This window comes from Streptomyces sp. NPDC002602 (assembly GCF_042889445.1).
In the GTDB taxonomy this organism is placed as follows: Bacteria; Actinomycetota; Actinomycetes; order Streptomycetales; family Streptomycetaceae; genus Streptomyces.
Genome location: NZ_JBIAQX010000021.1, coordinates 33,721 through 57,463, shown reverse-complemented (window position 1 = coordinate 57,463; position 23,743 = coordinate 33,721). Strand labels below are relative to the sequence as shown.

Here is a 23,743-nt window from a genome sequence, read left to right as displayed (position 1 = left end):
GCTGGCAGGCACCACGGGCGGGAGTCACCTGCGACCTGTGATGGCGGTCTCGAAGACGCCGGCCATCGACTGTCTGACGGGAGGCCGTACCAGCCCGGCGGGAAGTGGACATCCGACCGGCGCCTACGGGACCGCCACCACCAAGAGCGCCAGGGCCCGTCCACTGATCTACGGGAAGGCGTCTCAAGCCCGGGTGGAGCCAGACGTCACGGCCCTGGCGCTCGAACAGCCCGGCCACTTTTCGCCCGGCCGGTCCGTCCTTGATCACGGATCAGGCGGGAAGCGGCCCGGGGTCGGACGCGCATGTCATCGCTCCCCGGCAGCCCTCACACCACGGCCCGGCAACACCATCCAGCACCACTGAGCAGCATTCAGCACCACGGAACGAACACCACCAACGAGCACCGCCTACAGCAGCCCCCCGCAACCGCCGGGGGCTTCGTCGTGCTGCCCGGAGGGGGTGCCGGTGCGAGCGTCGTGGAGAAATCGGATGCTGCCGCATTGTCTGTCTGCGATCATGCGTCGCAGTGGAGATCAACAACTTTGTCGTCCGTCGAGCGGTCGACTCCGACGCTGCCGCGGTAGCCGAGGTCTGGCTGCGTTCCTTCACGGCTGCGCTTCCGAGCGTGCGCCGAGCCCATACGGACGACCAGGTCCGTTCCTGGTTTCGGGAAGTGGTGGTGCCCGACCAAGAGACGTGGGTGGCGACAGTCGAAGGTTCGGTGGTCGGGATGATGGTGCTGGACGGCGAAGACCTGGACCAGCTCTATCTTGATCCCGCCTGGCAGGGCCGGGGCATCGGCGGCCGCCTGGTGCACCAGGCGAAGCAGCGTCGTCCGGCCGGGTTGGCGCTGTGGACGTTTCAGGTCAACGAGTCGGCGCGTCGCTTTTATGAGCGGCACAGCTTCGCCGCTGCCGAGTGCACCGACGGTTGCCGCAACGAGGAACGCGAGCCGGACATCCGGTACGTGTGGCGACCCGGGCAGCAAGAGCCCTGAGACATCTCAAGCCGCCTGGCCGAGTAGTCGTCCGCCCCAGCGAATGCCCTTCTCGCTTCGGATGCGGGCGCTTTCCTTGCGTTCGGCGGCCAGGACGTCGCGGTGGCGTGCGTTGGCGTTGCACCACCGCAGGTAGGCGTGCAGGGCCCGGGTCTGGACGGTGCGGTTCGGGTGATTGGAGTTGGCGATGGTGAACCGTCGCAGTGCTCCGAAGTGGGCTTCGATCGGGTTCGCCCAGGAGGCGTAGGTCGGGGTGAAGCACAGTTCGGCCCAGCCCGAGCCTGCGGTGGGCCGGATCCCGAGGGGGCCGAACTCGTCGAACGCGAAGACCCGGTCAGGGAAGCGGTCCAAGACTTCCTCGATCCGGTCCAGTTTCGCCTCGCGAGCGGGATCGGGAGACTCCTTCCACGTCTTGGTGCGTTGGAAGGTGACGCCGCGGCGGGCGAGGAGGCGGCGTAATGCCTCGCGGCCGACGCGGATGGTCCGGCCGTGGACTTTGCGCAGGTGCGCCGAGTTTACGCAGTGGCCCCCAGCCGTGGCAGCGCCGCCGTGTGCAAGGTGTGCGAAGACAGACGCTCCTTCACCGCCGGTAAGACGCGATTCGGGGGCTGGGCGTCTCAGCGGCACGGTTCACCGGCCGATTGAACTGGACGGTACGCCGCACCGTCTTCCGAACAAGCCCATCGGCGTGCCGGTCACCCGGAAGGGGGCAGTTCTCAGGCCGTCACATCGACGGTCTGGCGCAGCGCGAGGTCCGGCCCTGTGGTCCGCAGCGTGAAGAGCACCGTTTGCCGGTGGCGTGCGGGCCGTGACGGCCTCCACTGCGGCGCAAGCACGGCGACCGGCCCCACCGAGTAGGGGCCGCCGAGGACGCGCTCACATCGGCCGGTCAACGAGCCGAGACGGCCGACTTTCCCTGTGCCCAATGAGGAGGTCCAACATCGTACTGAACTCGTCAGTCGGCATCTTGAGAATCAGGCAGCGCGCCGCGTCGACACCGTCCTCGCAGGGGAACAGCTTGGGCTGCATCCTCGTGGGAACTGTCAGCGGCCAGTTCGGAATCCCCACGTACGGCCAGTGGTGGTGTCACTCTTTGCCACGGCCCGGGCTCGACGTCCGATGCGACCAGCCGTATGCGGATGGACGCGACCGGCTGTCGGGCCACATCGGTGCCGGGCACAGGCGATCAGTGGTCTGCGGAGTGGGCATCGGCGAGGAGTTGTGCCGTGAGTTCCATACAGCGCATCCGGGCGGGAGAGAAGTCGTAGGGCATTTTGGTGATCGCTTCGAAGGCGCTCATCCGTGTGTCCTCCTCCCCTTTCAGGTCGGCGTCGTAGATCTCGAAGAGCTTCTCCTCGGCCGCATCCAGCCCAGCTGCCTCGATGGCCTGCTCCAGGGCCCTTTGTTGGGCGCATCGCTGTACGGCGAGTTCTTCGACGCGTGGGTCGTGGGGATCGACGCCGTCGTCGAGGGCTGCCTCGGCGGCGTCGAGAAGGTCGTCGTCGGCCCTCAGGTCGGGGTGGGTGGCCAGCACGATGAACACGCTGGCTTGGATGGCGGCGCCCAGCGGGCCGAAGACCCGTTCGGTGACCAGCAGGGCGTCCAGGTCTGAGGGGCGCAGTGCGCCCGGGGGCAGGTGGCTGAGCCGGTCTGTGACGAGTTCGGAGAGCAGCCCCAGCGGGCTGCCCACCGCCTGCAGGCGCTGGACGGCCGCGCGCTGACGTTTGATTTCGTCCTCCCGCGCCGCCAAGGTTTCCTCCAGCCTGCTCAGAATCTCCTCGATGTCCCGGGCTTCGTCGAAGGCGGCCCGCATATCGTCCAGGCTGATGCCGACCGCCGCCATTTTGCGGATCCACAGCAGGCGGATCATGTCGTCGTAGCCGTAGCGGCGGCGGTCGTCTCCGCCTCGCTCCGGCTCCGGCAGCAGGCCGATCTCGTGGTAGTGGCGGATGGCACGTGGGGTGGTCCCGGCGAACGCGGCCGCATCACCGATCTTGACCTGGCGGGGAGGCGTGATGGAGGGGTACATGAGACGTAGCCTTTCGTGCTGTGGTGCCTCGACCACACCACATGCCGCTACGGAAGGTGCAACAACACCATCCGGGTTCCACCAGAGCCAGGCCGAAGCTGCCGCAGGAACCGATCAAGAACGACGAAACATCTGGCAACGCAGAGCGACCGTCGGCGGCCAGGTTCCTCCCCATCAAGTGGCCGCCACTGGGGATCGGCTGCCGCCGCACCGATACCGAATACGGCACCGGCCTGGCCCGGCACAGCCTCGTGAGCACGGTCGTCAAGGGCCGCCGCTGAGGCGGCGAGGCAGACGAATGGGCCGTCATCGATGAAGTGGTACGTGTTGTCAACCTCGCCGAGCAGCTCACGGGCGCCGGGCCCGGACAGTTGCTGTTCGGCAGGTTCAGCAGCTTCGAGAGCAGCGGCCCCATGACCTGGCTGCGGCACCAGACGCTTCTGTCCGTCTTGGCGGCCAAGGGTGAGCCCCACAGACGCGTGTTCGACGACCGGCCGGGCTCAATCAATCAATCACTCGCTCACTCACTCACTCACTCACTCAGTGCTGTCAGAGATTGAAGCCCGTTACCGGGAAGCACCGACGCCAGGACAGCAGGTTTGCTACTCCTCCGTCTGGTCGGCGCACGCCGACCGGAGCTCCTCCAAAAGCTCCGGGTAGTGCTCGCCATACGTGTTCACCGCGTGCCACACCGCGTCCAGTGCCGCCTTCAGCGGGTCGGGCTCGGCGGCGGCGAGCACGGCGGGAGGAGCGAGGTACGGCTGGGCGATCCGTTGGGGGCCGCGCACAATGCCGGAGCTGTGCACCGGCGCCGCACCGTGCCCCACACCCCCGGTCGGTGTCGGACTGTCGTCGGCGAGCGCCGACGGTATGAGCCCGCCCAGTTCCCGGCCGAGGCCCGGCCGCCTCCGCCCGCTGTCCCCCGATTCCGCGGCCGGGAGCCGCGTCGTCCACTCAGCCGTCGCCTGGGGCGTCGGTGGACGGTATGGCGGCCGCTCGGGAGGTACCGCCTGGAGGACCGACCGACTCGGGACCTGTGGATCGGAGCTCAGGGTCTCCCACATCCGGTCCGGGTCGTCGAACGGCGGCGGCAGGGGACGTTTCTCCGTCAACGCGGTGAGCGCCCGGGTGACCCACGGAAGACCCATCAGGCCCGACGCCTCGCAGGCCCGCCGGGCGGCCAACAATGCCACCGCGCGCTGGACCTCGGAACCCGCGGTATCAAGCGCGTGCACCAGATCGCTGTCGAAGCGGAGCAGACCGTGGACATTGCCGCCGACGCCGCGCAGTCCCTCGCTCGGCAGCCGACCGCCCCACGTCCATCGCTCGTAGTCCAGTCGCCGCTCCTCGGCGGCCCGCTCCTCCGCCCGACGGGCCAGGCGTTCGGTCTCGGCGCGCTGCTCCGGTGAGGGCGGTGGTGGAAGTTCGCGCGCGTGACGGTGCCAGTAGGCGGCGTTCTGTGAGGTCTGGCGGACCACGCGGTCCGCGCGGGGCGGCGCGGGCCAGAACTGCAGGAGGTAGCTGTCCGCCTGTGGGTCCCCGGACCCTCTGGTGTCGAGCTTCCTTCCCTCGTCCATCCCGTGGGCGCAGTACCGCACCCGGTAGTCGGTCCGGGCGAGATTCAGGTCCCACACGGCCTCGCCCGCCCACTGCACCAACCTGGTGCGTTCCGAAACAGGGTGGAAGGACACCTCCACCACGTCCTCCCAGACCGGGTCCAGCGGAGGATCCTCGTCGTGGACCTCCACGACGAAGCCGATGTTGCCCGTGTGCAGCCCGGTGATCAGCCAGAGCACACCCGGGACCGCCGCCCCGCACAGCCCCCCGCTCTGGCCTGCGAATGCCTCGGAGAGGCTCGGGATCGCACTGTCCGGAACGCTCTCGACGTAGATCTGGCTGTAGTGAACGTACACCTCGCCTGTGACTGGCCTGCGCACAGCACCCCTCCCCGTGTGGTCGACGGCCTCGAAAACCCTCGGTCGGACGGGCCGTCACATGGCCCGCATCATGCCCCGGGCCACTGACAACCGGTCCCACAACATGACGGACTTGGCCGCAGATCCTGCCTGTCCCACTGCCGGCAAGGGCCCCCGGGCGTGAGAGGCGAGAAGCGCCGCGAACACCACGGCAAGGCCGGCTCCCGACGTCATGACCGTCACCCCCACGGATGCACTCTGGGACGAGGTGCTGACGTTGGACAACCCGGTGCTGTGGCCGGAAAGGTCTGCCGGGTCGCGGTGTCCGGTGCGGTGCATCGCAAGGCGGAGGACTGCCTCTTGTACTGGACGTACTTGAGCGGTCCTGGACGTACGTGAGGTCCGACAACGCGGCGAGGTGCCGTGCCGGGCGCCGTGACACGGAACCGTTCCGGCCACAGCACTAGGCTGCCAGGATGGCCGTGAACTTGCCCCCGCCGCTGACCCTGGAAGCCGCCAGGGGCCTTCAGCGCATGCTTCGAGCCGAGATCGGGCCGGGCCTCAGCGACCGGGAACTCGACGCGGTCGAGGCACGGTTCGGCTTCACTTTCTCGGCGGACCACAGGGTCTTCCTTGCCGCTGGGCTCCCGCACGGATCACGACGCTGGCCCGACTGGCGCAACGGCGACCCCGAGGACCTGGCCGGGCGGCTGTCCCAACCGGTCGAGGGTGTGCTCTTCGACGTGGAGCGCAACGGCTTCTGGCATCCGGCCTGGAGTCCGAGGCCCGCAGGGACATCCGACGCGCTGCAGGTCGCACGGTCCGAGTTGGCGACCGTAGCGCAGCTGGTCCCCGTCTACAGTCACCGCTACCTGCCTGGCACAACAGGCCAATGCGGCCACCCTGTCCTGTCCGTCCACCAGACCGACATCATCATCTACGGGAACGACCTCGCCGACTACGTACGGCACGAGTTCACCGGCCAGGCGAGCAGCCTCCCCGCCCAGGCCACCGTCGGCTTCTGGTCCTACTTCGTCCACGGCGGACCCGGCACCGACCCCACAATGCCCACTCCGCACACCCCCTACGCCACTAACGCGCAGGAGGCCGTCGAGCACCTGCGGATGCTGGCACTGGAGCGCCTGATTGGCCGACAGCACTACCCGCACCAACTGATCGAGGCAGGGCTTACGGCACTGGTCCTCGACGTCGAGACGGAATCGCTTCCGCTGCTCGCCGGCCTGTCACGCACTGAGCACGAGAGCGCCGATGCGCGCTTCGACCAGGTACTGGCCGAACTCGGCCTGGCCGAGGGCCTTCCCGGCGATGACACCGACATCCCCTGGGAGGCGGCGCGCTGGGAGCTCGTGCGCTGGTGGCTCCGACTGATCGTGAACGGGAGTCTGGCCCCCGGCGCCGGCGGTGACCTGATCACGTACGAGGGCTGGGGCGCACTGGCCCGACCGCAGTCACTTCGACCGCTGGTCGACAGCGTCGATGCGTACAACGACTGGGAGGCGATCCAGCGCGGGACACGCGAGCAAGCGATCGTCATGGAGGCCGAACGGCTTCTCGCCGGTCCCTGGCCACCGCTCGACTGATCTCCCGGACCGCCGGGTGCGGCGGTGTCCAGTTCGGGGCAGCGGGCCAGGACCTCCTTCAGACCGGCGCGGTCGTCCTCGCTCAGCGCGGTGGGGCGTCGGGTGAGCCGGCCGGTCACCTGCCGCACCGTCGGCGGCCGGGGCGGCGCGCCGGCCGGAGCCCCGCGGAGGGTGGCGATGTGGCTGCGGACCATCTGGTTGGTGACGGGCGCGTTGTCGGCAACGAGTTCAGGGTGGAGGTGGGTGACGCTGGTGCATCCCTCGGCGAAGCGTCGTTCCAGGTGGGGCTTGTAGGGGTCCAGCCTGCTGGGGCGGGACCGGTTCTCGCGAATGGTGTCCTGCCAGCGTGCGGCGTTCGCGTACCGGAGGACGGTGTTGAGGCCCCAGCCCAGGTGCCGGGCAATCGCCCGGCGCGAGTGACCTTGGAAGCTCGTGGACCAGGGCGTGCGCTGCCTTCTTGCGCTCAGCCCGGCGGCCGATGGGCGCCGGGTCGTCCTGCGGTCGGCCGGAAGTCAGTCGGCTGGCCTCCGGCAACATGCTGCTGGGCGAAGGGTCACGCAGGCGGTCGCGGTGGGCGGCAACGCAGGTTCCACGGCTCGGCCAAGTCCCTGCCACAGGTGGAACCGGTCGGCGATCTGCAGAGCGTCGGGGGCACCGCGGCGGGCGCCCCACCCGCTCCAAGGCGCGGTTGAGCCGAGTCGTGAACCGTGCGTACGGGGCGGCCAGCCGGGGTCAGCCTCGGGGGCGGCGGCGCAGTCGGTGGGTGACTGCCCGTTGAGACAGGGGGCCGAGTCCTTCCAGGGCCTGAGCGAGGACGGCGAGCTGTTCGAGCGAGTCCAGGGCGCGGGCGGCGCCCTCGGGGTCGACGCCCTCGTACAGTTCGATGCCGACGAAGGAAGCGGCCGCGGCACGGGCCAGCCCGGCGGGGTCGGCGAAGGCGGCCAGGGGAGTCGCGGAGAGCAGTCGGGTCAGGACGGCCTCCAGCTCCTCGATCCACAGCGCGAGCCCGGCGGAGGTCGCGGTCGCGAGGGCGGGTGCGGTCTGGCCGGCGGCCAGCAGTTGGCCGAGGACGGCCACCTGGCCGGCGTCCCGTTCCTCGGCGTGCATCGCGCGGGCGAAGGTCAGGAGTTCCGTGAGGGAGTTCAGGGCGGCGAGGCGCTCGCGGTAGCGGGAGACGCGCTGCTCGGCACCGTGCACGCAAGCAGCGGCGAGGAGCTCGTCGACGGAACCGAAGTGGTAGAAGATCAGCGCCTGGTTGACCCCGGCGGTGGTCGCGATCGAGCGGGCCGAGGTCTTGGCGATGCCCTGCTCGACCAGGGTGCGCAGGGCCCCTTCGAGGAGTTTGAGGCGAGTGGCCCCGCCGGACGCGCTCACGCGCGGGCCTCCTCGCGGACGGGCCGCAGGTCGGCGCGGAGGCCGCTCCCGCCCGCGTCGACGTACTCGGCGGTGAAGGAGCCCTCGTAGCCGAAGAGGAAGCCGAAATGCCGGTTGGTCACCCGCACCCGGATCCGGAAGCGGCCGGTGCTCTCGTCGAATGACTCGCGGACCTCGGCTTCACCCCCGATCAGGGACGGAACGCGAACGTCGACGGGGCCCTCGCGGAAGCGGTGCTCGCCGGAGCGGATGAGGAGCGAGCCGTCGGGTTCGGCGCTCATGTGGAGGTCGCTGGCGAGGTGCTGGTGGGTGCCGAGGTAGTCGAGGACGCAGTCGCGCTCGGGGCTGAAGACCATCGTGGCGTCGAAGCGGTGGGGTCCGTCGGGCAGTTGGAAGGTCCGCACGAAGGTGACGGTCTCGCGGCCGAAGGAATCCACGTAGGGGAAGTTCTCGATGACGAAGGGCACATGGCGTCCCTCGCGCGGGACGAGGATGTTGCGCGTCCCGCCGAGCCGGAGGAACGGCTTGACGAACGGGGCACCGTGGCGGATCCGCTCCATCGTCCCGCGCCCGACGCAGGCTTCGCCGCTGTCGAGCCCGACGGAGAAGCGCCGCCGGATCTCGGGGTGCAGGCGGCCGAAGTCGGCGCCCATGTGGGTGTGGAAGATCGAGGTCACGAGGACTCCAGGGTGGCGAGCAGCCGGGGGGCACGGACGCGCCCGGGCGGGATGCGTCGGCAGCGGCGTGCGGCGGGGGTGCCGGGCAACGGGGGCAGCAGGACGGCGAGGACGGCGGTGCCCGCCGCGAGGGCGAGCGGGGCGACGGGAGAGGCGAGCAGGGCGGCGAGGACCAGGGCCAGGCGCAGGACGCTCTCCCCGAGGGCTCGGGCGAGGGCGGCGCGCGGGTGGGTCCCGCGTTCGCACCACAGCCGCAGCCGGTCGAAGGACCAGGCGGTGGCCCAGCCCATGAGCGGCCGGAAGACCAGCCGGTCGGCGACGGCACCGCAGCGGCCCCAGCGCGGGCGGTAGTCATAGCCGGTCAGGAAGCGGATCCCGGTGCGGCCGGGGACGTAGCGCCAGTAGCCGCTGCCCTCGGCGAGCAGCGAGAGCGGGTGATCCGAGGCGAAGCGCAGCGCCGAGACGCGCGTGCCGTCGGACCGCTGCCGCTCGCCCGCGCTGACTCCGGTGCCGGCGATCCACAGCAGGGGGAGCAGCCGGGTCGCGTAGCGAAAGCGCTGCGGCTCTCCCTCGACGCGGGGCAGGTAGGAGATCGAGGTGAACCTCAGGTCCCAGGACTGGTGCAGCGCCGGGTCCTGGGTCCGCTCCCAGAGGACCTCCATATCGGCGTCGATCACGGTCTCCACGTATAACCCCATGGCCGCCAACTCACCCTTCTCGCGGTTTGAGCGTTTGCTCAAACCGCAAGTTAGCCCAGTTTGAGCGAACGCTCAAGAGGGTGGGCGGGCGGCCGGTTGGGAGCGTGCGCCCAGGACGCACCTCACCCACGATCGCGCACGCACGCGACAGCGCCCCGGCCGGCCGGCCGGGGCGCTGCGGAAGAGGAGGGGAGCGGACGCGCCGCTGTCTGGCTCGGCCATCCCGCCCCAGGAACGCAAGGGGCAACCAGGCTCTGTTTCTTGGATCATGTTCGGAGCCAGATGATGAGGGCTGCGAGGGTGACGGTGCCGAGGTAGATGTAGGCGCGTTTCTCGTAGCGTGTGGCGACGGCGCGGAAGCTGGCCCCTGAGGCGGCTGATGGCTCGTCGACGGTGTTGCGTTTCTTGTAGCGCTCGCTGTCGAAGCTGGTGGGGCGGCCGCCTGGATCCGAGACAACGACATCGTCCACGTTCCGACCGCTGAACAGCGGCGATGGCGTTCACAGTCGGTCTCCCACGGCCCGAACCGCTCCGGCGGATCCCGCCACCGCACACCTGTCCGGACCCGGTAGAGCACTCCGTTGATCACCCGCCGGTGGTCACTCCACCGAAGCGGCCGGGGATCGAGGTGGTCTGCCGCGGCCGGACCGGTCGGTCAGTACCGGAACAGCACTCCGCGCCAGGTCCATCCCGCGTTGAGGACCATGGTGCGCAGGGGATCTCTCACGTCCCGCGTGTCGAAGCGCAACGTCTCGACCTTGTGCCGACGGCCGTCGGCACCACGCCGGAACTCCCACTGCCGGTACACCTTGAAGCCTCCGCGGCCGTACTGCTGACCGGATTCGTGCGACGGCTCCCACCGCTCCTCCAGAACGCGCACCTCGTGCTTGTCCGGCACGAGGCGCATGCGGGTCTTGAGCGTCAGCTTGGCCTTCGGGATCTTGCATTCCGCCACCAGGTCGGCCTTCTCCTTGGGGAGAGCATGGCGCACGCTGAACGGCACGTCCCGGTTGTTGAGCGCGAGCAGCGCTTCCCGGAGCTCCATGGCGGGCAGGGGGCTGACAGACCTGTCGGGGTACTTGGTCCCGGTCCACTTGTCCCAGAGGCGCCCCATCGTCAGACCCCCGCCCCGGTGTCCGGGCGCACCGTGCGCACGAAGTCCTGGAACTCTCCCAGGACGCTGTCGTCCTGGGCCTCGGTGGCGGTCAGAGCCAGCCGGATCATCGCCCGCCTGTGCGGGTCCTCGGTGTCCAGGACGGCCAGATAGACCTGGGACTGGACGAGGTCTCGGCGGGCGTCGCCGACGACGGCCGAGAAGCTCAGCCGCTGGGTCAGGGCAGGTGCGTCGGCGGAGCCGACCTCGTGGCGGTCGACCACCACGACCGACTCGGCGATCTCGCGCAGGCGTTCCACCGAGGCGTCGGCGACCTCGACGAGCGTCACCGAGTCCTTCAGGAATCCGCCGTCGATGGTGATGTTGGCGCTGAACCCGGCGTCCGCCCGCGGATGCACCGCGGCGAAGGCCACGTCCGAGGCGCCCCCCTCCGGAGGGGCAGCGACGAGCCAGCCCTCCGGCAGTCGGAATTCGATCGGCACCGGCAGTGTCGTGGGCATCTCGGGCCCTCCTTCCACGGAAACGTGCATCAGTCGAGCAACCAGTCCTTGAAATCGCCGGCGGCGTCGCCGACCGCATCGGCCGCGTCCCCGGCGGCGTCGGTGAACTTCTTCGGATCGAAGGTGAACTCGAGCCCCAGTTTGCCGCCCAAGCCTGGGGAGAGGCCCGCATCGCCTCCGAACGAATACACGCCGGTCTCCTTGTCCTTCTTCCAGCCCCACCAGGCCTCCGCACCGGGACCGGCCCACGCCTCGCCCGTGCCGCCGATGCCGATCCCGGCGTACTCCGTGCCCCCGGCGATGCCGACCTTCGCCCCGGCGAAGCCCTTCGCGCCGACGGTGACCTCGTCCTTGCCCGCTTTGAAGGTGCCGGAGACCTCGGCTCCGGCAAACCCCTCGGCCCGTCCGTAGAATCCGAGACGTCCGTTCTCGGCCCGGCCCTCGGCCAATGCCCGTACTCCCACGGACCCCTCGGCCTTGGCGACCAGGCCGTCCTGGGTGAACCCGGCGTTACCGGTGGCTCTGGCTCCCCCGTACACGTCGGCGATCCCGGAGAGAGCCCAGTCCCCCTTGGTCGTCGATCCCTGGGCGGTGGCGTGGAAGAGGTCGGCGTACACCTTGAAGGCGGCCTCCTTGCCGTACTTGCCCGGGCCGGTGACGCTCCTGCCGGTGTCGAACAAGCCGTTGGGCCGCGTCCTGATGTCCGCCGGTTCGTGCTTCTCGGCCTTCGCCAGGTCGCCCTCGGCGTAGTTGTTGAAGCCGGTGAGGGTTTCGTCGGCCCCCCTGCCCAGGGCGTCCCTGTTGCTGTCGACGACGGCCGCTTCGAGGGCGTCCTTGATGTGCGTGTCGGCCTCGGAGACGACCTTCACCCGGTCGTCGATGTGCTTCTGCCACTCGCCGACCGCGGTGCGGATGGCGGCCTGGCCGTCGGGGTCGTGGTGATAGGCGCTGCGCTCGGCGGCCGTGAGTTTGGAGTAGTCGAACGCGACGCGGCCCTGCTCGGAGACGGTCATGCCGGCGGCTATCGCGTCGTCCCGGGCGCTTTCGAGCTTCTTCCTTAAGTCGGTGAGCTGCTCGTTCGCTCCCCGCAGCAGGCTCGCGATGGCCTTGGCCTGGTTCTGCGCGGCCGCGTACTCGTAGCGGGTCGCCGTGAACTTCACAAGGGCGACACCGGCGCTGACACCGGACCAGTTGTCGCCCATGACGACCTTCTGGACGGTGTCACCGTAGCGGGTCTCGACCTTCTTGAACTCGCCCGCCATCGCGTCCCACTCGGCGGCGGCCGTCGTCAGCAGTCCCAGGTTGGTGCTCATTACTTCGTGGTATTTCAACACCGCGATCCCCTACACACCGTTCGGCGCCGACTTGAGTAACTGGCTGCCCACACCGGTGTCGTTGCGTGCGAACACACCCTCGACTCCGCGCAGGGCCACCTTCTCCGACGACAGACGTCCCCACAGGGTCTTCACCTGCTGGTCCCAGCTGTCCGCCACCTTCTTCAGACCGGCCGCCGTCTGCCAGCCGTCGAAGCCCTTGTGGGCGGTGCCGGTGGCGTCGTCCGCGTGCTCCGCCGCCGTCTTCGTGGCCCACTCCAACTCGTGCCGGATCACGCCCGCCGCGGCCCTCTTCTCCACCGGCGTCGAAGCGAAATCCTTGGACCCGACGGGCACGAACGGCCGCTGCGGTCCGCTGTTCAACCGCAAGCCCACCTGCTGGTCCGCACTGCCCGCGCGCTTACGGCCCCACTCCTGGTCGAAATCTGCCGCCATGTCCGCATCTCCCCCGTCGACTGTTGATCATATGCATAGCAACTGCACACGGACCAAGCGTCTTGGGCGCAATCTGAGGTTTCTCGTGTGGCCTACGAGACCGCCATGCTGCTGCGAGACATGGGCGGGGAGCCGCAGGCTGTGCGCCTCCGCCTGTCTCCCCCCGGGACACATGAAGAACCGGGGCGTCCACCCGGCGCCCGACGACGAGTTCTGGGCAACGCTCCGCGCGCTGGGGGGCATCGGCGGACGCTCCCGGGTGCCGGGTACGAGGAGACGACCAGCGCCCGCACCCGGGCGGGGCCCAGGCGCCGGGCCGCCTCACAGGCGATCGCCGAACCGGCGCAGTGCCCGTACAGCACCACCGGCCGTTCCTGGGCGTGGCGGAGCAGCTAGCCGGCGAGCTTGTCGGCGAGCGCGGGCATGACGGCCTCCACCGGATCCTCGAGCCGGGACTCCCGGCCCGGGAGACGTACCCCGAAGGCGTCGAACGTGTCGGCGAGTTCGGCGCACAGCTGACGCACCGTGATCACGCCGGCGCCCGCGTGCGGAAAGGCGTACGGCGCACACTCATTGAGGTCGTCGCGAGAGACACCGACGAACCAGCGACTTGTTGCTGGGGTCAGTCTGGAGAACCCGCCGATCGACGGGGAGAATTGCACTTCGACCCTCACGCCGCCCCCGGGCCATGGCCCCCGGCATGAGGCCCAGCACGAGGCTGGTTGAGGTTCTATCGCAGCGCGGCTGGGCCCCACGCAGGGATCGGCCGTGTGCGGCGAAGGTGACGGAGCGCTCCCGGCCATCGCGGGCGACGGCCAGGTGAGGGCGGGTCACGTCCTTGGAGTCACGTACGTGGATGGCGCGTTCCGATACGGCGACCTCCACACAGCTGTCGCCCTGGGTACCGCTGTGGCTGGACTTGAACCGGGCGAGTTCCGTTGTGCTCACAGGTCTCCTCGCAGTCCCTCCAGCAGGCCACGCGATTCCTTGGGGTTGAGGGCCTGGGAGCGCAGTGTGTCGTAGCGCTGCTGGAGGAAACTCACCTCATTGGGAGCGGCGATCGGTCGGCCGTTCTGCCGGCCTTCGGAGTACGCAAGTCGTCGAGTTTCAGATGTCTCCAAGCGGGAGAAGACCGAGGGCGCCGATGACGGCGGACCAGTACCCGGAGTTCCGCCTGCGGCTGCCGAACGGCGGGCCGGAGGCGCGTGGGCGGCAGACCGACGAGATGGGTACGAATGGCGGCCGCCGGTTCGTCCTCGGGCCAGGTCAACCCGTTCGCTCGGAGGTCGTGCCGTCCATCGCCAGGTCCAGGCCCGGCCCTGCTGTTCGGGCGATACTCCGACACCGTTCAGCGTGACCTCGGCATCTGTGGACGTTCGCGTGATTCCCCAGGGGCAAGTTCGCGTGATTCCCCAGGTGCCCGTCTGGCTGGGTCTGGCTGGGTGCTCGTGACTCGTCTGGTCAGAGCTCGACGCGGTGCTCGGCAGCCGACGGGTCATCGACGGAGCCGTAGCGCAAGACGACGTGTGCCGGCCGGAACGGCAGGTCGTTCAGGATGGGGGCCATGACAGTGAAGAGTGCGTCGGCGTCCGGTCCGTAGGCATAGAGGACCACCTCGCCTCCTCCGTACTCGTTGCCGTCGAACTCGCCTACGTCGGCTTGCTCGATCGCCTCGGTCAGGAGGGACCGGGCTCGGCGGACGACGTCCCGTTGGCTTGGCTCGCCGAGGCCGTCATCGGACAGTCGAAAGTGAGCGATGACGGCGTGCTCAACGTCGTTCTCTGCTTCGTCCGTGTCGGCCATGCGGGATAGGATCTCATCCCGGACCCACATCGGGTTGAGCTGTGGCGATGCGCTGAGTGTGCGCGGCTTGCCGCGTCGTCTCGGTTGGGCGTTCCTCCTACTACGGGCACCTCGACAAGGGAGCAGAGTGGATCTCAGGCCACCGGTACCGTCTCGAAGGCTTGGGCCGTATGCGCTGACCGATGACGGGATCGCGGCGCTGCTGGCACGCTACGAGTTCGGTGATTCCTGTGTCCGCCGGGTGATTCTCGACCAGGAATTCGGACGGAAGCCGCGCGGGCGGGCCGTCAGACTTGTGATCGATGTTCGGGTGCTGGACGAGGCCCTGCGGTGGGAACCGGTGTGCCTGGACCTGGTCGACGTGAAGCGATTTCGGATCGACGAGAGCCAGGGCTCTCCTGGTGGGGTGCTCTACGATCCCCCGCAGTTCACCCGGTTCGACGGGCTGATGCAGGTCGACCTGTGCGCTGAGCGTTTCGGCAGCCTTCGACCGGGGAGTAGGCAAGAGGTCTTCCAAGGGTCGGAGTTGGTCTTCGAGGCGGTCGAGGGCACGTGGAGTGTCCTGGAGCCATGGAGCGTGTGACACCGCGCCCGCGGCGACGACGGGGTTGAGGAAGAGCGGATACCAGTCGCTGGGTGCCCGGTTTGCCATCCGGGCTGACCATCGGCCTTCCGAACCACAGGCCCAGGGCCGCCCACACGCCTCCGCGATGACCAGGTCCCCCCTCGATCCCGAACTCCGTCGTACCCATGGCCGATTGCGAGAAATCGGGATGAGGAATTGCATGACGCTCAAACCACCCAAGATGGGGAAAACTCATCGGCGCAGAGGGAATCGCCTTCGGCGATGGTGACCTCAGCGTGGCCGCCCAGATCGGCGCGTCGACCGGGGCAACGTCGTCCGGGGCAACGTCGGATGTCACGTCCACAGAGGCTCCGCTCCCACCGCTTTCTCCTGCGGGGCCGACTCCGCGTTCCGCGACCGCACCGGGTCCTCTCGGCGCAGCCGCCGGTCGCCGTCCCATTCCCAGCGGGTGACGAGTACCGCCGCCACCTCGTCGATCTGCGAGAGCTGCGCGATGGCGACGCCGGGCACCTGCGGGTAGCAGGCCCACTCCCGTTCGCTCGTCATCACCACGTCCAGGTCGAACGCGTGCAGCAGGCCGAGGCACTTGGCACGCGAGTCGTCGTCCACACCCGCGAATGCCTCGTCGAGGGTGACCAGGCGGGGCGCGTACGGACTGCCGGCGCTCGCATAGTGCGAGGAAGCCGTAGCGAACAACGGTACGGACACGGCAAGGACCCGCTCGCCACCCGAGGCCGGGCCGGTGGCTGGGACCCAGCGGCCGTGCTGATGCCGCTCGACCCCGAATTCGTGCCAGACCCGGTAGTCGAGCGCGGCGGTGAGGTGTTCCAGCCAGCTGCCGGAGGTGTGGTCCCGTCTGCTGCCGGAGGTGTGGTCCGTCTGCTGCCGGGCGATCTGTGTCTGGAGGAACTCGCCCACCACCGCCCGGTCCTCCGGGGTCCAGGCGTCGGCGGACTGGCGCAACCGCTCACGGGCGGCGGCAAGACCGGAGGGGGCCTTGCAACAGCCGCAGCACGATCCGCCGCATCCCTACCGGGCTGCCGGTACGGATCTGTCGGAATCACCATCAGGTAGTTGTCACTCATCGCCCGCCCCCACGCCCACGCGGTCCCTCATCTGCCACCGCCGCCTCATCCTGCTCGCCGGGCTGGTCGTGATCTCCTGGCCGCGCATCCAAGCGGTCGGCACCACCCGCCAACTCGCCGCGGTCGTGGGCCGGCACCCGGCCATCCATGAAGGAGCTGACTCCCGTTCCTACCTCTCCACCGCGGCGCCCATCGACGCGCCGGCTTGCGGGCGGGAGTCCTTCAGGTCACCAACCGCATCCTGACCGCCGGCGACCTGCGTGAAGCTCTCACCTCACTCGCGCCCGAGGAGAACCGGAACCGCTCCGGAATCCCGCCCATCCGGCACCTGATCTGGGACAAGACCTTCGAGCAGCAGCGAAGTGCCTGCTCCGAGCGCTTCCAGCTCGCCGCCGACACGATCGTTCCCACCTTCCGGCGCAACGAAAGGGCGGACTGCGACTTCCCTCCGCCTGCGTCGGCCTCCGGCCCGAGCACCTCCCCGCCTGCTTGCCTCAGGCCCTCGCCGAACGCCACCTCAGCTTCCTCGCGGACATCGCCCTCAAGATGCGCCGAGCGAGCGCTCGCCGCCATCACCGCCGAACTCCTCGCAGGCCCCGTCATCGACTATCAGCACCGACGCGAGGTCTTCGCCACCTGGACGCTGGAACCCGAAACAGCACATGCTCACCCAACTCCCCGACCTCACGCACCATCGCGAACCCCTCAGCGGCGACCGCCGACGGCCGGCCGTCAGTGCCTACATCCGGACCCGAGTCACCGAAGGCGAACCCGATTACGCGTCCTCCCGCCGCACATCGCCCAGGGCCCCCAACTCCGCGCCGTCTGGACCCGGGAGCGGCACAACGTGTTCCACTGGCTCCGCAAAGCTGCCCACCAGCCCTACTACGGAGCCCTCAAGCAACTGCTCGAAGACCACGCCGAGCACGTGGCCAAGGAGATCGACAGACGCTGAGCCTGAGCGTGGTGGGCAAGGTCAGGACCGCGCGGTCCGGAACGCCAGATACCGGCTGAAGGCTTCGTGGCTGTCGGGGGTGAAGCGCCACTCCAACAGGGCCGACCGCAGCTCCGGCTCGGTCAGCCAGCCGTGCCAGGCGACCTCATCGGGATCGGGGACCACGGCGTCCGGCACCACGGCTTCGTGCACGCCGAGCCAGTGAGGGCTCAAGCCGCTGCGGTTGATGAACGTGAACAGCAGGCGCGGCAGCACACGGATGCCCAGCTCTTCGGCCAGCTCCCTCGCGGCGGCCTGCTCATAGGACTCGCCGACATTCGCGGCGCCCCCGACCTCGACCTCATAGAGCCCGGGGAAGCGCGACACCTGCTCCGACCGTCGGTGGACGAGGATCCGTCCACGCTCATCACGACACACCGTCACGGCAACTCGATGCAGCCAACCCTCCCGGATGGCCTGCCGGCGGCTGACCACCATCCCCAGCACACGATCTTGATCGTCGACACGCTCCACCGGTTCATCCACGACGCACACCCTGGCAGAGCCCATTGACATCGACGCTTCCCCGAACCCGCAGAGGCCGACCCAGGAGAACCAGAGCTGGGAGGCCGGACACTGATGACCACAGTTGCGCGCGCTCGGGCTCAACCGCCCACAACACCATCGGTGACAACCAACCTGCGTATGTGACAACGATCGTGCTTCGGTTCAGGGCGGGATGTGACCGAGCGCTTCACTTGGCGAGTGAGCACGTGAGTCGGTGACCGGAACATCCGGTGTCGACGGCTTGGTGAGCCGGGACAAGGGGCCACTCGAATTTGCTGGCCTGAACGCCACCACGGCGGACAAGACCGATGAGCGACGATCAAACTGTCAGTGGCGGACTTTAGGGTCAGCCCTGTGACAGCAGACCTGGTCCAGGCATCATGGACTCGCATCGACGCGTGGCTGCGCGAGCACGCACCCCGCACTTTCGCCACGCTACGGCCGCCCGCAGGGGACGACGAGATCGCGGCAGCGCAAAAGGAACTCGGTGTCACCTTTCCTCCGGACCTGGTCGCTTCACTCCTCCGGCACAACGGGGCGCTGGAGGGACCTGAGGCTTTCCGGTTCGGCACGGGTGACCGGCTGCTCGGAGTGAGCGGAATCCTCGGGGACACCGGGTTCATGCGCGGCATCGACCAGGGCCTCGACGGGGAGACCGAGGGCTACTGGCTTCACGACTACGTGAAGTTCGGTTCATACGACGTGACGTCGGACGGTCTTCTGACGGATTGCCGTACTGGGCGGGACTCCTTCGGCGCGATCGGGCGGTTCTTCGACGAGACCGGCACCAGTTTCGGGGAGGCCGACTCGCTGGGTGAGTATCTGGCCGAATTGGCCGGCAAGCTTGAGCGCGGCCAGGACGCTGGTGTCGTCACGTTCAACGGCCGGCTGTTCTGGGAGGGGCCTCTGCCTGCCAGGCCGCAGTGCAGTGCCGACGAGCCCCTTCCCGGACCGGATGAGCAGTTGCCAGAGCTGGACCTGTCCTACAGTCCCACCGACCTGCTCCACGTGAGCCACCTGGACGGGCATGAGGAACTCGGTGCGCTGATCGCGATCCTGCCGCATGAGCGGGTGGTCGACGCCGCGCGGAAGCAGTTGCGCAGACTGGCGGTCGAAACGGGCCTGAACAACTACCCGGAGGTCAAGGCAGCCCTGGACGCTTGGGAGCGCGGTGTGGCCCCGCCACAGCCGGACCAGACCGGCCCGCTCGCCTTGCGACTCCGCGCGGTGCTCGCGCAGGCCGACACCGACCGAGACAGCCTTCGTAGGTGGGCCGCAGAGAAGATGGCCCTCGGGATCTGGGGGTCCCCCTACAGGTCCGTGTGCGAGAGCGCGGAGATCCGGAGTCACTTCACTGTCGACTGGCGTGCGGATCTGCATGCGGACCTAGGTAATCCGCCACTGCCACCGATACCTGACGACCGATTCTGGGGAGCGCTGCGCAACCCCGCCATCGATTCCAGTTGGTACGCGGCTCAGTACGCGCAAGACCGGAGCTGACCCCAGGGGCTGCTTCCCTTCCGCGTGAGTGCTTCGTCTGGCGAGTTGAGCAGGGTACTGGTACGGCCCAGTTGTTGATGTTGTCTTGGGCCTTTCCCCGCGTACGGCGCGTGCCTTGCGGTGTGCTCTCGTCATGGGTGACGTACAGGTCGTCGAGATGCCGGTGCCGGTGTGGTCCCATGCCTGCCGGCTGGACGACCTTACGCTGCCGTACGCACTGCCCGAGCGGGCCACCGAGTGCCTGGATCTGGGGCCGGGATGGACGCGTACGTGGACGGTGACGTGGAAGGTCGGGAAGTCCGACGTCATCGTCCCGGTGAAGGACCTGTCGGCCGGGCCGGCGATGGTGTCGGTGCCGGTACGGCGGTCCTCCTGGCGGACCGGTCAGCGTCACCGGCCCGGGCTGGAGTGTCCGGTCTCGACGGGCCGGCAGCACGGTTTCGAGAGTCTGGCCGAGCGCTGGCTGCTGCTGGTCCTGGACTTCGCCGGCGGGTTCGACGAGGTGCTGTCCCAGCCGTTCCGTCTGCGGTTCCTCTCCTCGAAGGGCAAGGGCTCGCACATTCAAGCACCACACCCAGGCCCTGCTCTGTCTCGCGCGACGACGAGCCGCCGTGCTTCTCGCGATGCTCCGGGACGGAACCTTCCACGAACCGCAGCCCGTTAGGGCCGTCACTCCACAGACTTAGACCATGGTCGGGAGATGATCCGTGGGGCTGTAGTCGATCTTCCAGTCGGCATGGACCCCAACGGCGCCGTCCTTCTGGCACCGCAGCCCGACGGTCACCCAGCGGACCGACTCGTCGCCTGCGAGCGAGAACGCGACCGCGATCTCGAACTCCTCGCTCCCGCACGGGCAGCCGGCCTCGCCAGGATCCGCGCCCTCCCAGAACTCCTCGCTGTCCGCGATGAACGCGCGGACGCCGCAACCAGCGCACACCCGCTCGGCTCCGCCCTCGACATCGTCAACGAGCACGAAGAACACGCGCCCGCCACACCCGTCGCAGACGGAGGGAACGATCTTCACCGGACGGCCGTCATCAGCGTTCCGGAGAAACGCCGCGAGGTCCGCAGAGACACCCTCGCCAACCTGATCATCAGCATGCACAGGCACATCGTTCCAGACGCCCCAACCAGCACCCGACCACCTTGACCAAAGAGATAGGGGCACCCTCCCCACGGCGCGACCATGACATTTGAGACCTTCTCTGCGAGTTGCCGATCGCCGCTGCTGCCTGCGCGGGAGTCGAGAACCGCTCATCGGACCGAAGCCATGAAACAAACGCCGTCGCTGTCACGGGTGTAGGTGCGCTTGACCTGGGCGCCGGTGGTGTCCTCGGTGACGCTGAGGGTGTAGCCGCCGGGCAGTTTCTCGCTGCCGACCGAGCCGTCGGAGTCGTAGGTGGCCTGGAAGACGCCGGCGACGGAGTCAGTGGTCTGGTGGCCGGGACGCGCGGTTCGATGGCGTGGTCGTAGGTGTAGGTGACGGTGGAGGGGACGCTGTCGGACACCTTGACCGGTCGGCCCAGGAGGCCGAACTCGGCGGTGGTGGTGCCCCCGTCGAAGTCGGTGTAGGAGGTCTGACGGCCGAGCTTGTCGAACGCCTTGGCGCTTCGAGGCGTGAAGAAACGGCCGCCCTTCCGTCTCAGGGGCAAACCAGGATCAGCAAGCCGGGTGACCGGCGAGGTTGAAGATCAAGGTGGAATCCGATTATTCGACCGGGCCTTCCATGACCTGGCTGATGAACTCCATAGCGCCCAGGCCCATGTTCGGCACGTAGGTCTTGGCGTTGTGCCGGCCGCCCGGGATGATTCTCAGAGTGGTGTGGATCGGCCCCTTGTTGCCGTACGTGGCGATGTATTTCTGCACGTTCGGCAAGGTGTCCTTGTTGCTCTCGCTGTCACCGACCTGGAAGGCGATGTAGACGTCCAGCGCGCCCTTCTTGTCGATGAGCGCCTTGGAAAGCAGGTTGGGGTTGTTCTCGTTCTTCTCCTTGTCGTGGCCCTTCCACAACGGGGAGTCCGGGACGATGTCCGGGCCGGAAGCGATCGCGGCCTTGAACTTTTCCGGGTGCTTCAGCACGGCCTTCAGGCTGGCGAAGCCGCCGGTGGAGGAGCCCATGAAGGCCCAGCCGTCACGCGATTTGATCGTGCGGAAGTTCTCCTTCATCAGGTCCGGGACGTCCTCGGTCAGCCAGGTGTCCATCTTGGGCTGGCCCGGGATGTCGGACGCGTCCCAGTAGATGCCCTTGTCGTCCGGCCCCGGGTTCAGCACGGGCATGGCCAGGATGAAGGGCTTGCCCTTGCCCTCCCTGTACCACTTGCTGATGCTCGGCTGGAGGCCCATTCCGGGGTCCATCCAGTAGTTGGAGGGATAGCCAGGGCCGCCGGGCAGGGCGATCATGACGGGGAAGCCGCTCTTGGCGAACTTCGGGTCGTTGTACTCCTTGGGCGCCCAGACCCAGACCTTGCCGGTGAAGCCGGACTTCTTGCCGGTCACGGTGGTGACGGCGATATGCGTGCCGTCGTCCAGGGTCTTCGCGTTCTTGAATGCGGCTGCCGGGCCCGTGGGCATCAGCATCTTCGAGTTCGCCACCTGCTTGGCACCGTCCCCGCCGGCCTGAGGCGTGCCGAAGCTCACCGACGAGCCCTTGTCGGTGAAAGGAGGTATCTCGAAGTGGTACATCACGAGCGAAGTGATGCCCAGGAGTGCCGCCACGGTGGCACCCACGATCACCCAGCGCTTGGCCTTGGACCTCCGCCGCGGGGGCTCCTGCTCCTGCTCGTACTCGTACTCGCGCTCGTACGGAGGCTCGTACTGCGGCTCGGCCCGGTCGTACGCGGGCTGCCCCTGAGCGGGCTGCTCGTGGGAGCGCCGCTGGTACACCGGCTGGTGGTGCAGGGTGTCCTGGTCGTCGTACGCCTGCTGGTCGTACTGCGGCTGGTCGTACTGCGGGCGAGCCTGCTGGGCCTGCTGCCCGTACGGCGGGCGGCCGGCCTGCTGCCGGCCATAGGACTGCTGAGGGGCCTGCTGCCGGCCGTAGGACGGCTGGCCGTACGGCTGCGTCTGGTCCTGCGGGCGGCCCTGCTGCTGGCCCTGGGGCTGCTGTCCGTACTGGGGCTGGCCCTGCTGCTGTCCACCGTAGGGAGGCTGCGGCTGCTGCGGATGCTGTCCTTCCGGCCTGTACGGCGGCTGATACTGCCCGTCGGGTGAGTACGACATGTGCGGTTGCTCTCCGGCTGGTGTGCTGCCCCATGGGGGGTGGACTGCCCCGTCGGGGGGATAGACTGCTTTCGTTCGAAAGATGAACGAAAGTGCTTCGAGGTTCCGCATTTTCCCTTCTCTTGAGATCTCCTGGAGAAGGATATTGCCCATCGTCTGGTGGGCCTACGGAGTTCCCGAGCTGTTCGCCCAGCATCCCTGGCCCATGCACGTGCCTCAGGGCATGCGGCCTTCGCGCACCCCTCAGACCCCCCTGCCTGGCGCCCGGCACAACACCACCCCTCCGGGATGGCAGCAGGAGAACTGCCCAGACGTTGCCACGTAGTGCCCGAGCCGAGGCCCCGGCCCAAAGAGGCGCGTATGCGCGCCCCGCGTAGACCGGGCCCTCGAGGCCCTTCTCGGGGACAAGGGCTACGACTCCAACCCCCACCGCGATGGGCTGCGCAAACGCCGGATCCTGCCCGTCATCTCCCGCAAGGGATCCCCGAACATCAAGGGCATGGGCAAGCTCCGCTACGTCGTCGAGCAGACCTTCGCCCTGCTCCACCAGTTCAAACGACTCGCCGTCCGCTGGCAACGCCGCACCGAACTCGACGACGCCTTCATCTTCCGTGCCTGTTTCCTCGTCTGCTGACGCCGCCTCAACACGTTGGAATAATGATCGTGTTACGAGCTCTGAGATGCCATCTCATGTGGCGAGTCTGCGGTGGCAGATGAGGGTGCAGGCGGTGCTGGTGAAGGCGAGGGAATGCTCCGCCTTGGGTTCGTAGCGATGCTGGAGGCGGCGGCGGCCGGCGAGCCAGGACATGGTCCTTTCAGCGACCCGTCTGTGGCGACCGAGCCGCTGTGAGGACTCGACGCCTCGGCGGGCGATGCGGTGCTTGATGCCGCGTCCGCGTAACGATCTGCGCAGGTGGGCGTAGTCGTAGCCCTTGTCCGCGTGGAGCTTGCCGGGCTTGCCGGGCTTGCCGGGCTTGCCGGGCTTGCGTCGCCGGCGTCCGCGGCGGGATCGGATGGGCGGTATGCCGCGGATGAGGGGCTCGAGAGCCTGGCTGTCGTGCAGGTTCGCGCCCGAAACGCCGACGGACAGAGGCAGACCGGTCCGCTCGGCAATCAAATGGACCGTCGACCCGAACTTGCCCCGATCGACAGGACTCGGACCCGTCAGGTCCCCCTTTTCAAGGCCCTCATGTTCACCGAGTCCGGGCCGGCCGCGTCTCATGCCCCCGATGCTTGTGTTCGCGTGACGGTCTCCGCCGCGCCGGACTCCTGCTGGGCCTCCAGCCAAGCAACGTACGCCTGCGGCGTAGACGGCAGCTGCGCCTCCGCGGCCGTGGCCCGCCTGGGTAGGGCGGCCAGGGTCAATGCTCCGA

At 68.5% G+C, this 23,743-nt stretch carries 24 protein-coding genes and 6 pseudogenes; 7 read left to right on the top strand and 23 right to left on the bottom strand.

Going from position 1 to position 23,743, the window contains the following annotated elements; translation table 11 throughout:
• The first annotated feature begins 527 nt into the window (after positions 1-527).
• Positions 528-998: a GNAT family N-acetyltransferase gene (locus tag ACFYW3_RS34650; RefSeq protein WP_351750324.1), complete on the top strand. Its 471-nt coding sequence runs from the start codon at positions 528-530 to the stop codon at positions 996-998.
• Between the two features lie 6 nt (positions 999-1,004).
• Here the strand turns inward: ACFYW3_RS34650 and ACFYW3_RS34645 are convergent.
• The 3 genes and pseudogenes from ACFYW3_RS34645 to ACFYW3_RS34635 form a co-directional block, all read right to left on the bottom strand.
• A pseudogene (locus ACFYW3_RS34645) lies at positions 1,005-1,508 on the bottom strand (IS630 family transposase); the annotation flags it as partial.
• Positions 1,509-2,184: 676 nt separating this feature from the next.
• Positions 2,185-3,027: a MerR family transcriptional regulator gene (locus ACFYW3_RS34640; RefSeq protein WP_389388429.1), complete on the bottom strand. Its 843-nt coding sequence runs from the start codon at positions 3,025-3,027 to the stop codon at positions 2,185-2,187.
• A gap of 602 nt (positions 3,028-3,629) precedes the next feature.
• Positions 3,630-4,964, bottom strand: a complete 1,335-nt coding sequence (locus ACFYW3_RS34635) for a hypothetical protein (RefSeq protein ID WP_389388428.1) — start codon at positions 4,962-4,964, stop codon at positions 3,630-3,632.
• A gap of 455 nt (positions 4,965-5,419) precedes the next feature.
• Here ACFYW3_RS34635 and ACFYW3_RS34630 point away from each other — a divergent pair, with 455 nt between their 5' ends.
• Entirely contained in the window at positions 5,420-6,544 is a 1,125-nt protein-coding gene (locus ACFYW3_RS34630; protein WP_389388427.1) for a hypothetical protein, read from the top strand.
• 732 nt (positions 6,545-7,276) lie between these two features.
• On the opposite strand, the gene ACFYW3_RS34625 is transcribed toward ACFYW3_RS34630, so the two are convergent.
• The 13 genes and pseudogenes from ACFYW3_RS34625 to ACFYW3_RS34565 all read right to left on the bottom strand — a co-directional run bounded on the left by ACFYW3_RS34625 (position 7,277) and on the right by ACFYW3_RS34565 (position 14,479).
• Positions 7,277-7,918: a TetR/AcrR family transcriptional regulator gene (locus ACFYW3_RS34625; protein ID WP_389388426.1), complete on the bottom strand. Its 642-nt coding sequence runs from the start codon at positions 7,916-7,918 to the stop codon at positions 7,277-7,279.
• Positions 7,915-8,595 carry a DUF4166 domain-containing protein gene (locus ACFYW3_RS34620; protein ID WP_389388425.1) on the bottom strand — a complete coding sequence of 227 codons (681 nt, stop codon included), beginning with the start codon at positions 8,593-8,595 and terminating at the stop codon, positions 7,915-7,917. Before ACFYW3_RS34620 ends, ACFYW3_RS34625 begins: the two co-directional genes overlap by 4 nt.
• Positions 8,592-9,293, bottom strand: a complete 702-nt coding sequence (locus tag ACFYW3_RS34615; protein WP_389388453.1) for a hypothetical protein — start codon at positions 9,291-9,293, stop codon at positions 8,592-8,594. The genes ACFYW3_RS34620 and ACFYW3_RS34615 overlap by 4 nt, the downstream gene beginning before the upstream one ends.
• Positions 9,294-9,559: 266 nt before the next feature.
• A pseudogene (locus ACFYW3_RS34610) lies at positions 9,560-9,736 on the bottom strand (IS5/IS1182 family transposase); the annotation flags it as partial.
• 212 nt (positions 9,737-9,948) lie between these two features.
• On the bottom strand, positions 9,949-10,407 hold the full coding sequence (locus ACFYW3_RS34605; RefSeq protein ID WP_389388424.1) for a hypothetical protein: 459 nt from the start codon (positions 10,405-10,407) through the stop codon (positions 9,949-9,951).
• Between the two features lie 2 nt (positions 10,408-10,409).
• Positions 10,410-10,907 carry a hypothetical protein gene (locus tag ACFYW3_RS34600; RefSeq protein ID WP_351750334.1) on the bottom strand — a complete coding sequence of 166 codons (498 nt, stop codon included), beginning with the start codon at positions 10,905-10,907 and terminating at the stop codon, positions 10,410-10,412.
• A 29-nt stretch (positions 10,908-10,936) separates the two neighbouring features.
• Positions 10,937-12,220, bottom strand: a complete 1,284-nt coding sequence (locus tag ACFYW3_RS34595) for a hypothetical protein (RefSeq protein ID WP_389388423.1) — start codon at positions 12,218-12,220, stop codon at positions 10,937-10,939.
• Between the two features lie 30 nt (positions 12,221-12,250).
• A complete protein-coding gene (locus tag ACFYW3_RS34590) occupies positions 12,251-12,676 on the bottom strand; it encodes a hypothetical protein (protein WP_389388422.1) in 426 nt (141 codons plus the stop codon).
• A 92-nt stretch (positions 12,677-12,768) separates the two neighbouring features.
• Positions 12,769-13,068, bottom strand: a complete 300-nt coding sequence (locus ACFYW3_RS34585) for a thioesterase domain-containing protein (protein ID WP_389388452.1) — start codon at positions 13,066-13,068, stop codon at positions 12,769-12,771.
• Positions 13,069-13,209: a hypothetical protein gene (locus ACFYW3_RS34580; RefSeq protein ID WP_389388421.1), complete on the bottom strand. Its 141-nt coding sequence runs from the start codon at positions 13,207-13,209 to the stop codon at positions 13,069-13,071. It lies immediately after the preceding gene.
• Between the two features lie 238 nt (positions 13,210-13,447).
• Positions 13,448-13,624 (bottom strand): annotated as a pseudogene (locus tag ACFYW3_RS34575) (DUF397 domain-containing protein); the annotation flags it as partial.
• The gene (locus ACFYW3_RS34570) at positions 13,621-14,175 is read right to left on the bottom strand and encodes a Scr1 family TA system antitoxin-like transcriptional regulator (protein WP_389388420.1); all 555 of its coding nucleotides are present in this window, start codon (positions 14,173-14,175) and stop codon (positions 13,621-13,623) included. The pseudogene ACFYW3_RS34575 and the gene ACFYW3_RS34570, both read right to left, overlap by 4 nt.
• Complete coding sequence (locus tag ACFYW3_RS34565) at positions 14,138-14,479, bottom strand: hypothetical protein (protein WP_389388419.1); 342 nt, start codon at positions 14,477-14,479, stop codon at positions 14,138-14,140. The genes ACFYW3_RS34570 and ACFYW3_RS34565 overlap by 38 nt, the downstream gene beginning before the upstream one ends.
• Before the next feature lie 127 nt (positions 14,480-14,606).
• On the opposite strand from ACFYW3_RS34565, the gene ACFYW3_RS34560 reads away from it, so the two are divergent.
• The gene (locus ACFYW3_RS34560; protein WP_389388418.1) at positions 14,607-15,062 is read left to right on the top strand and encodes a hypothetical protein; all 456 of its coding nucleotides are present in this window, start codon (positions 14,607-14,609) and stop codon (positions 15,060-15,062) included.
• 336 nt (positions 15,063-15,398) lie between these two features.
• Here ACFYW3_RS34560 and ACFYW3_RS34555 read toward each other — a convergent pair whose 3' ends face one another.
• From ACFYW3_RS34555 to ACFYW3_RS34545, 3 genes are all read right to left on the bottom strand, one after another.
• The gene (locus ACFYW3_RS34555) at positions 15,399-16,028 is read right to left on the bottom strand and encodes an SbcC/MukB-like Walker B domain-containing protein (RefSeq protein ID WP_389388417.1); all 630 of its coding nucleotides are present in this window, start codon (positions 16,026-16,028) and stop codon (positions 15,399-15,401) included.
• Positions 16,029-16,372: 344 nt separating this feature from the next.
• Positions 16,373-16,723, bottom strand: coding sequence for a hypothetical protein (locus tag ACFYW3_RS34550; protein WP_389388416.1), 351 nt, complete (start codon positions 16,721-16,723; stop codon positions 16,373-16,375).
• A 403-nt stretch (positions 16,724-17,126) separates the two neighbouring features.
• Positions 17,127-17,660, bottom strand: coding sequence for an NUDIX hydrolase (locus ACFYW3_RS34545; protein ID WP_389388415.1), 534 nt, complete (start codon positions 17,658-17,660; stop codon positions 17,127-17,129).
• Between the two features lie 345 nt (positions 17,661-18,005).
• Here ACFYW3_RS34545 and ACFYW3_RS34540 point away from each other — a divergent pair, with 345 nt between their 5' ends.
• Together ACFYW3_RS34540 and ACFYW3_RS34535 are read left to right on the top strand one after the other, a co-directional pair.
• Entirely contained in the window at positions 18,006-19,151 is a 1,146-nt protein-coding gene (locus ACFYW3_RS34540; protein WP_389388414.1) for an SMI1/KNR4 family protein, read from the top strand.
• A 133-nt stretch (positions 19,152-19,284) separates the two neighbouring features.
• Entirely contained in the window at positions 19,285-19,815 is a 531-nt protein-coding gene (locus tag ACFYW3_RS34535) for a hypothetical protein (protein WP_389388413.1), read from the top strand.
• 18 nt (positions 19,816-19,833) lie between these two features.
• Here the strand turns inward: ACFYW3_RS34535 and ACFYW3_RS34530 are convergent, their stop codons facing one another.
• From ACFYW3_RS34530 to ACFYW3_RS34520, 3 genes and pseudogenes are all read right to left on the bottom strand, one after another.
• Complete coding sequence (locus ACFYW3_RS34530) at positions 19,834-20,256, bottom strand: hypothetical protein (RefSeq protein ID WP_389388412.1); 423 nt, start codon at positions 20,254-20,256, stop codon at positions 19,834-19,836.
• Between the two features lie 176 nt (positions 20,257-20,432).
• Positions 20,433-20,755, bottom strand: a pseudogene (locus ACFYW3_RS34525) (hypothetical protein); the annotation flags it as partial.
• Between the two features lie 103 nt (positions 20,756-20,858).
• Positions 20,859-22,034: an alpha/beta hydrolase-fold protein gene (locus ACFYW3_RS34520; RefSeq protein ID WP_351750346.1), complete on the bottom strand. Its 1,176-nt coding sequence runs from the start codon at positions 22,032-22,034 to the stop codon at positions 20,859-20,861.
• Between the two features lie 6 nt (positions 22,035-22,040).
• On the opposite strand from ACFYW3_RS34520, the gene ACFYW3_RS34515 reads away from it, so the two are divergent.
• Both ACFYW3_RS34515 and ACFYW3_RS34510 read left to right on the top strand, forming a co-directional pair.
• The gene (locus ACFYW3_RS34515; protein ID WP_389388411.1) at positions 22,041-22,361 is read left to right on the top strand and encodes a hypothetical protein; all 321 of its coding nucleotides are present in this window, start codon (positions 22,041-22,043) and stop codon (positions 22,359-22,361) included.
• Positions 22,362-22,764: 403 nt separating this feature from the next.
• A pseudogene (locus tag ACFYW3_RS34510) lies at positions 22,765-23,004 on the top strand (transposase); the annotation flags it as partial.
• A 54-nt stretch (positions 23,005-23,058) separates the two neighbouring features.
• Here ACFYW3_RS34510 and ACFYW3_RS34505 read toward each other — a convergent pair.
• Positions 23,059-23,573 (bottom strand): annotated as a pseudogene (locus tag ACFYW3_RS34505) (transposase); the annotation flags it as partial.
• Positions 23,574-23,743: the final 170 nt, after the last annotated feature.

Bases quoted from the DNA above. Each gene is read 5' to 3' on its own strand.
- ACFYW3_RS34590 (WP_389388422.1), bottom strand. From the start codon at position 12,676: ATGGCGGCAGATTTCGACCAGGAGTGGGGCCGTAAGCGCGCGGGCAGT.
- ACFYW3_RS34615 (WP_389388453.1), bottom strand. From the start codon at position 9,293: ATGGGGTTATACGTGGAGACCGTGATCGACGCCGATATGGAGGTCCTC.
- ACFYW3_RS34630 (WP_389388427.1), top strand. From the start codon at position 5,420: ATGGCCGTGAACTTGCCCCCGCCGCTGACCCTGGAAGCCGCCAGGGGC.
- ACFYW3_RS34565 (WP_389388419.1), bottom strand. From the start codon at position 14,479: ATGGCCGACACGGACGAAGCAGAGAACGACGTTGAGCACGCCGTCATC.
- ACFYW3_RS34535 (WP_389388413.1), top strand. From the start codon at position 19,285: ATGGGTGACGTACAGGTCGTCGAGATGCCGGTGCCGGTGTGGTCCCAT.
- ACFYW3_RS34640 (WP_389388429.1), bottom strand. From the start codon at position 3,027: ATGTACCCCTCCATCACGCCTCCCCGCCAGGTCAAGATCGGTGATGCG.
- ACFYW3_RS34600 (WP_351750334.1), bottom strand. From the start codon at position 10,907: ATGCCCACGACACTGCCGGTGCCGATCGAATTCCGACTGCCGGAGGGC.
- ACFYW3_RS34605 (WP_389388424.1), bottom strand. From the start codon at position 10,407: ATGGGGCGCCTCTGGGACAAGTGGACCGGGACCAAGTACCCCGACAGG.
- ACFYW3_RS34545 (WP_389388415.1), bottom strand. From the start codon at position 17,660: ATGTCAATGGGCTCTGCCAGGGTGTGCGTCGTGGATGAACCGGTGGAG.
- ACFYW3_RS34595 (WP_389388423.1), bottom strand. From the start codon at position 12,220: ATGAGCACCAACCTGGGACTGCTGACGACGGCCGCCGCCGAGTGGGAC.
- ACFYW3_RS34550 (WP_389388416.1), bottom strand. From the start codon at position 16,723: ATGGCGGCGAGCGCTCGCTCGGCGCATCTTGAGGGCGATGTCCGCGAG.
- ACFYW3_RS34570 (WP_389388420.1), bottom strand. From the start codon at position 14,175: ATGACCCGTCGGCTGCCGAGCACCGCGTCGAGCTCTGACCAGACGAGT.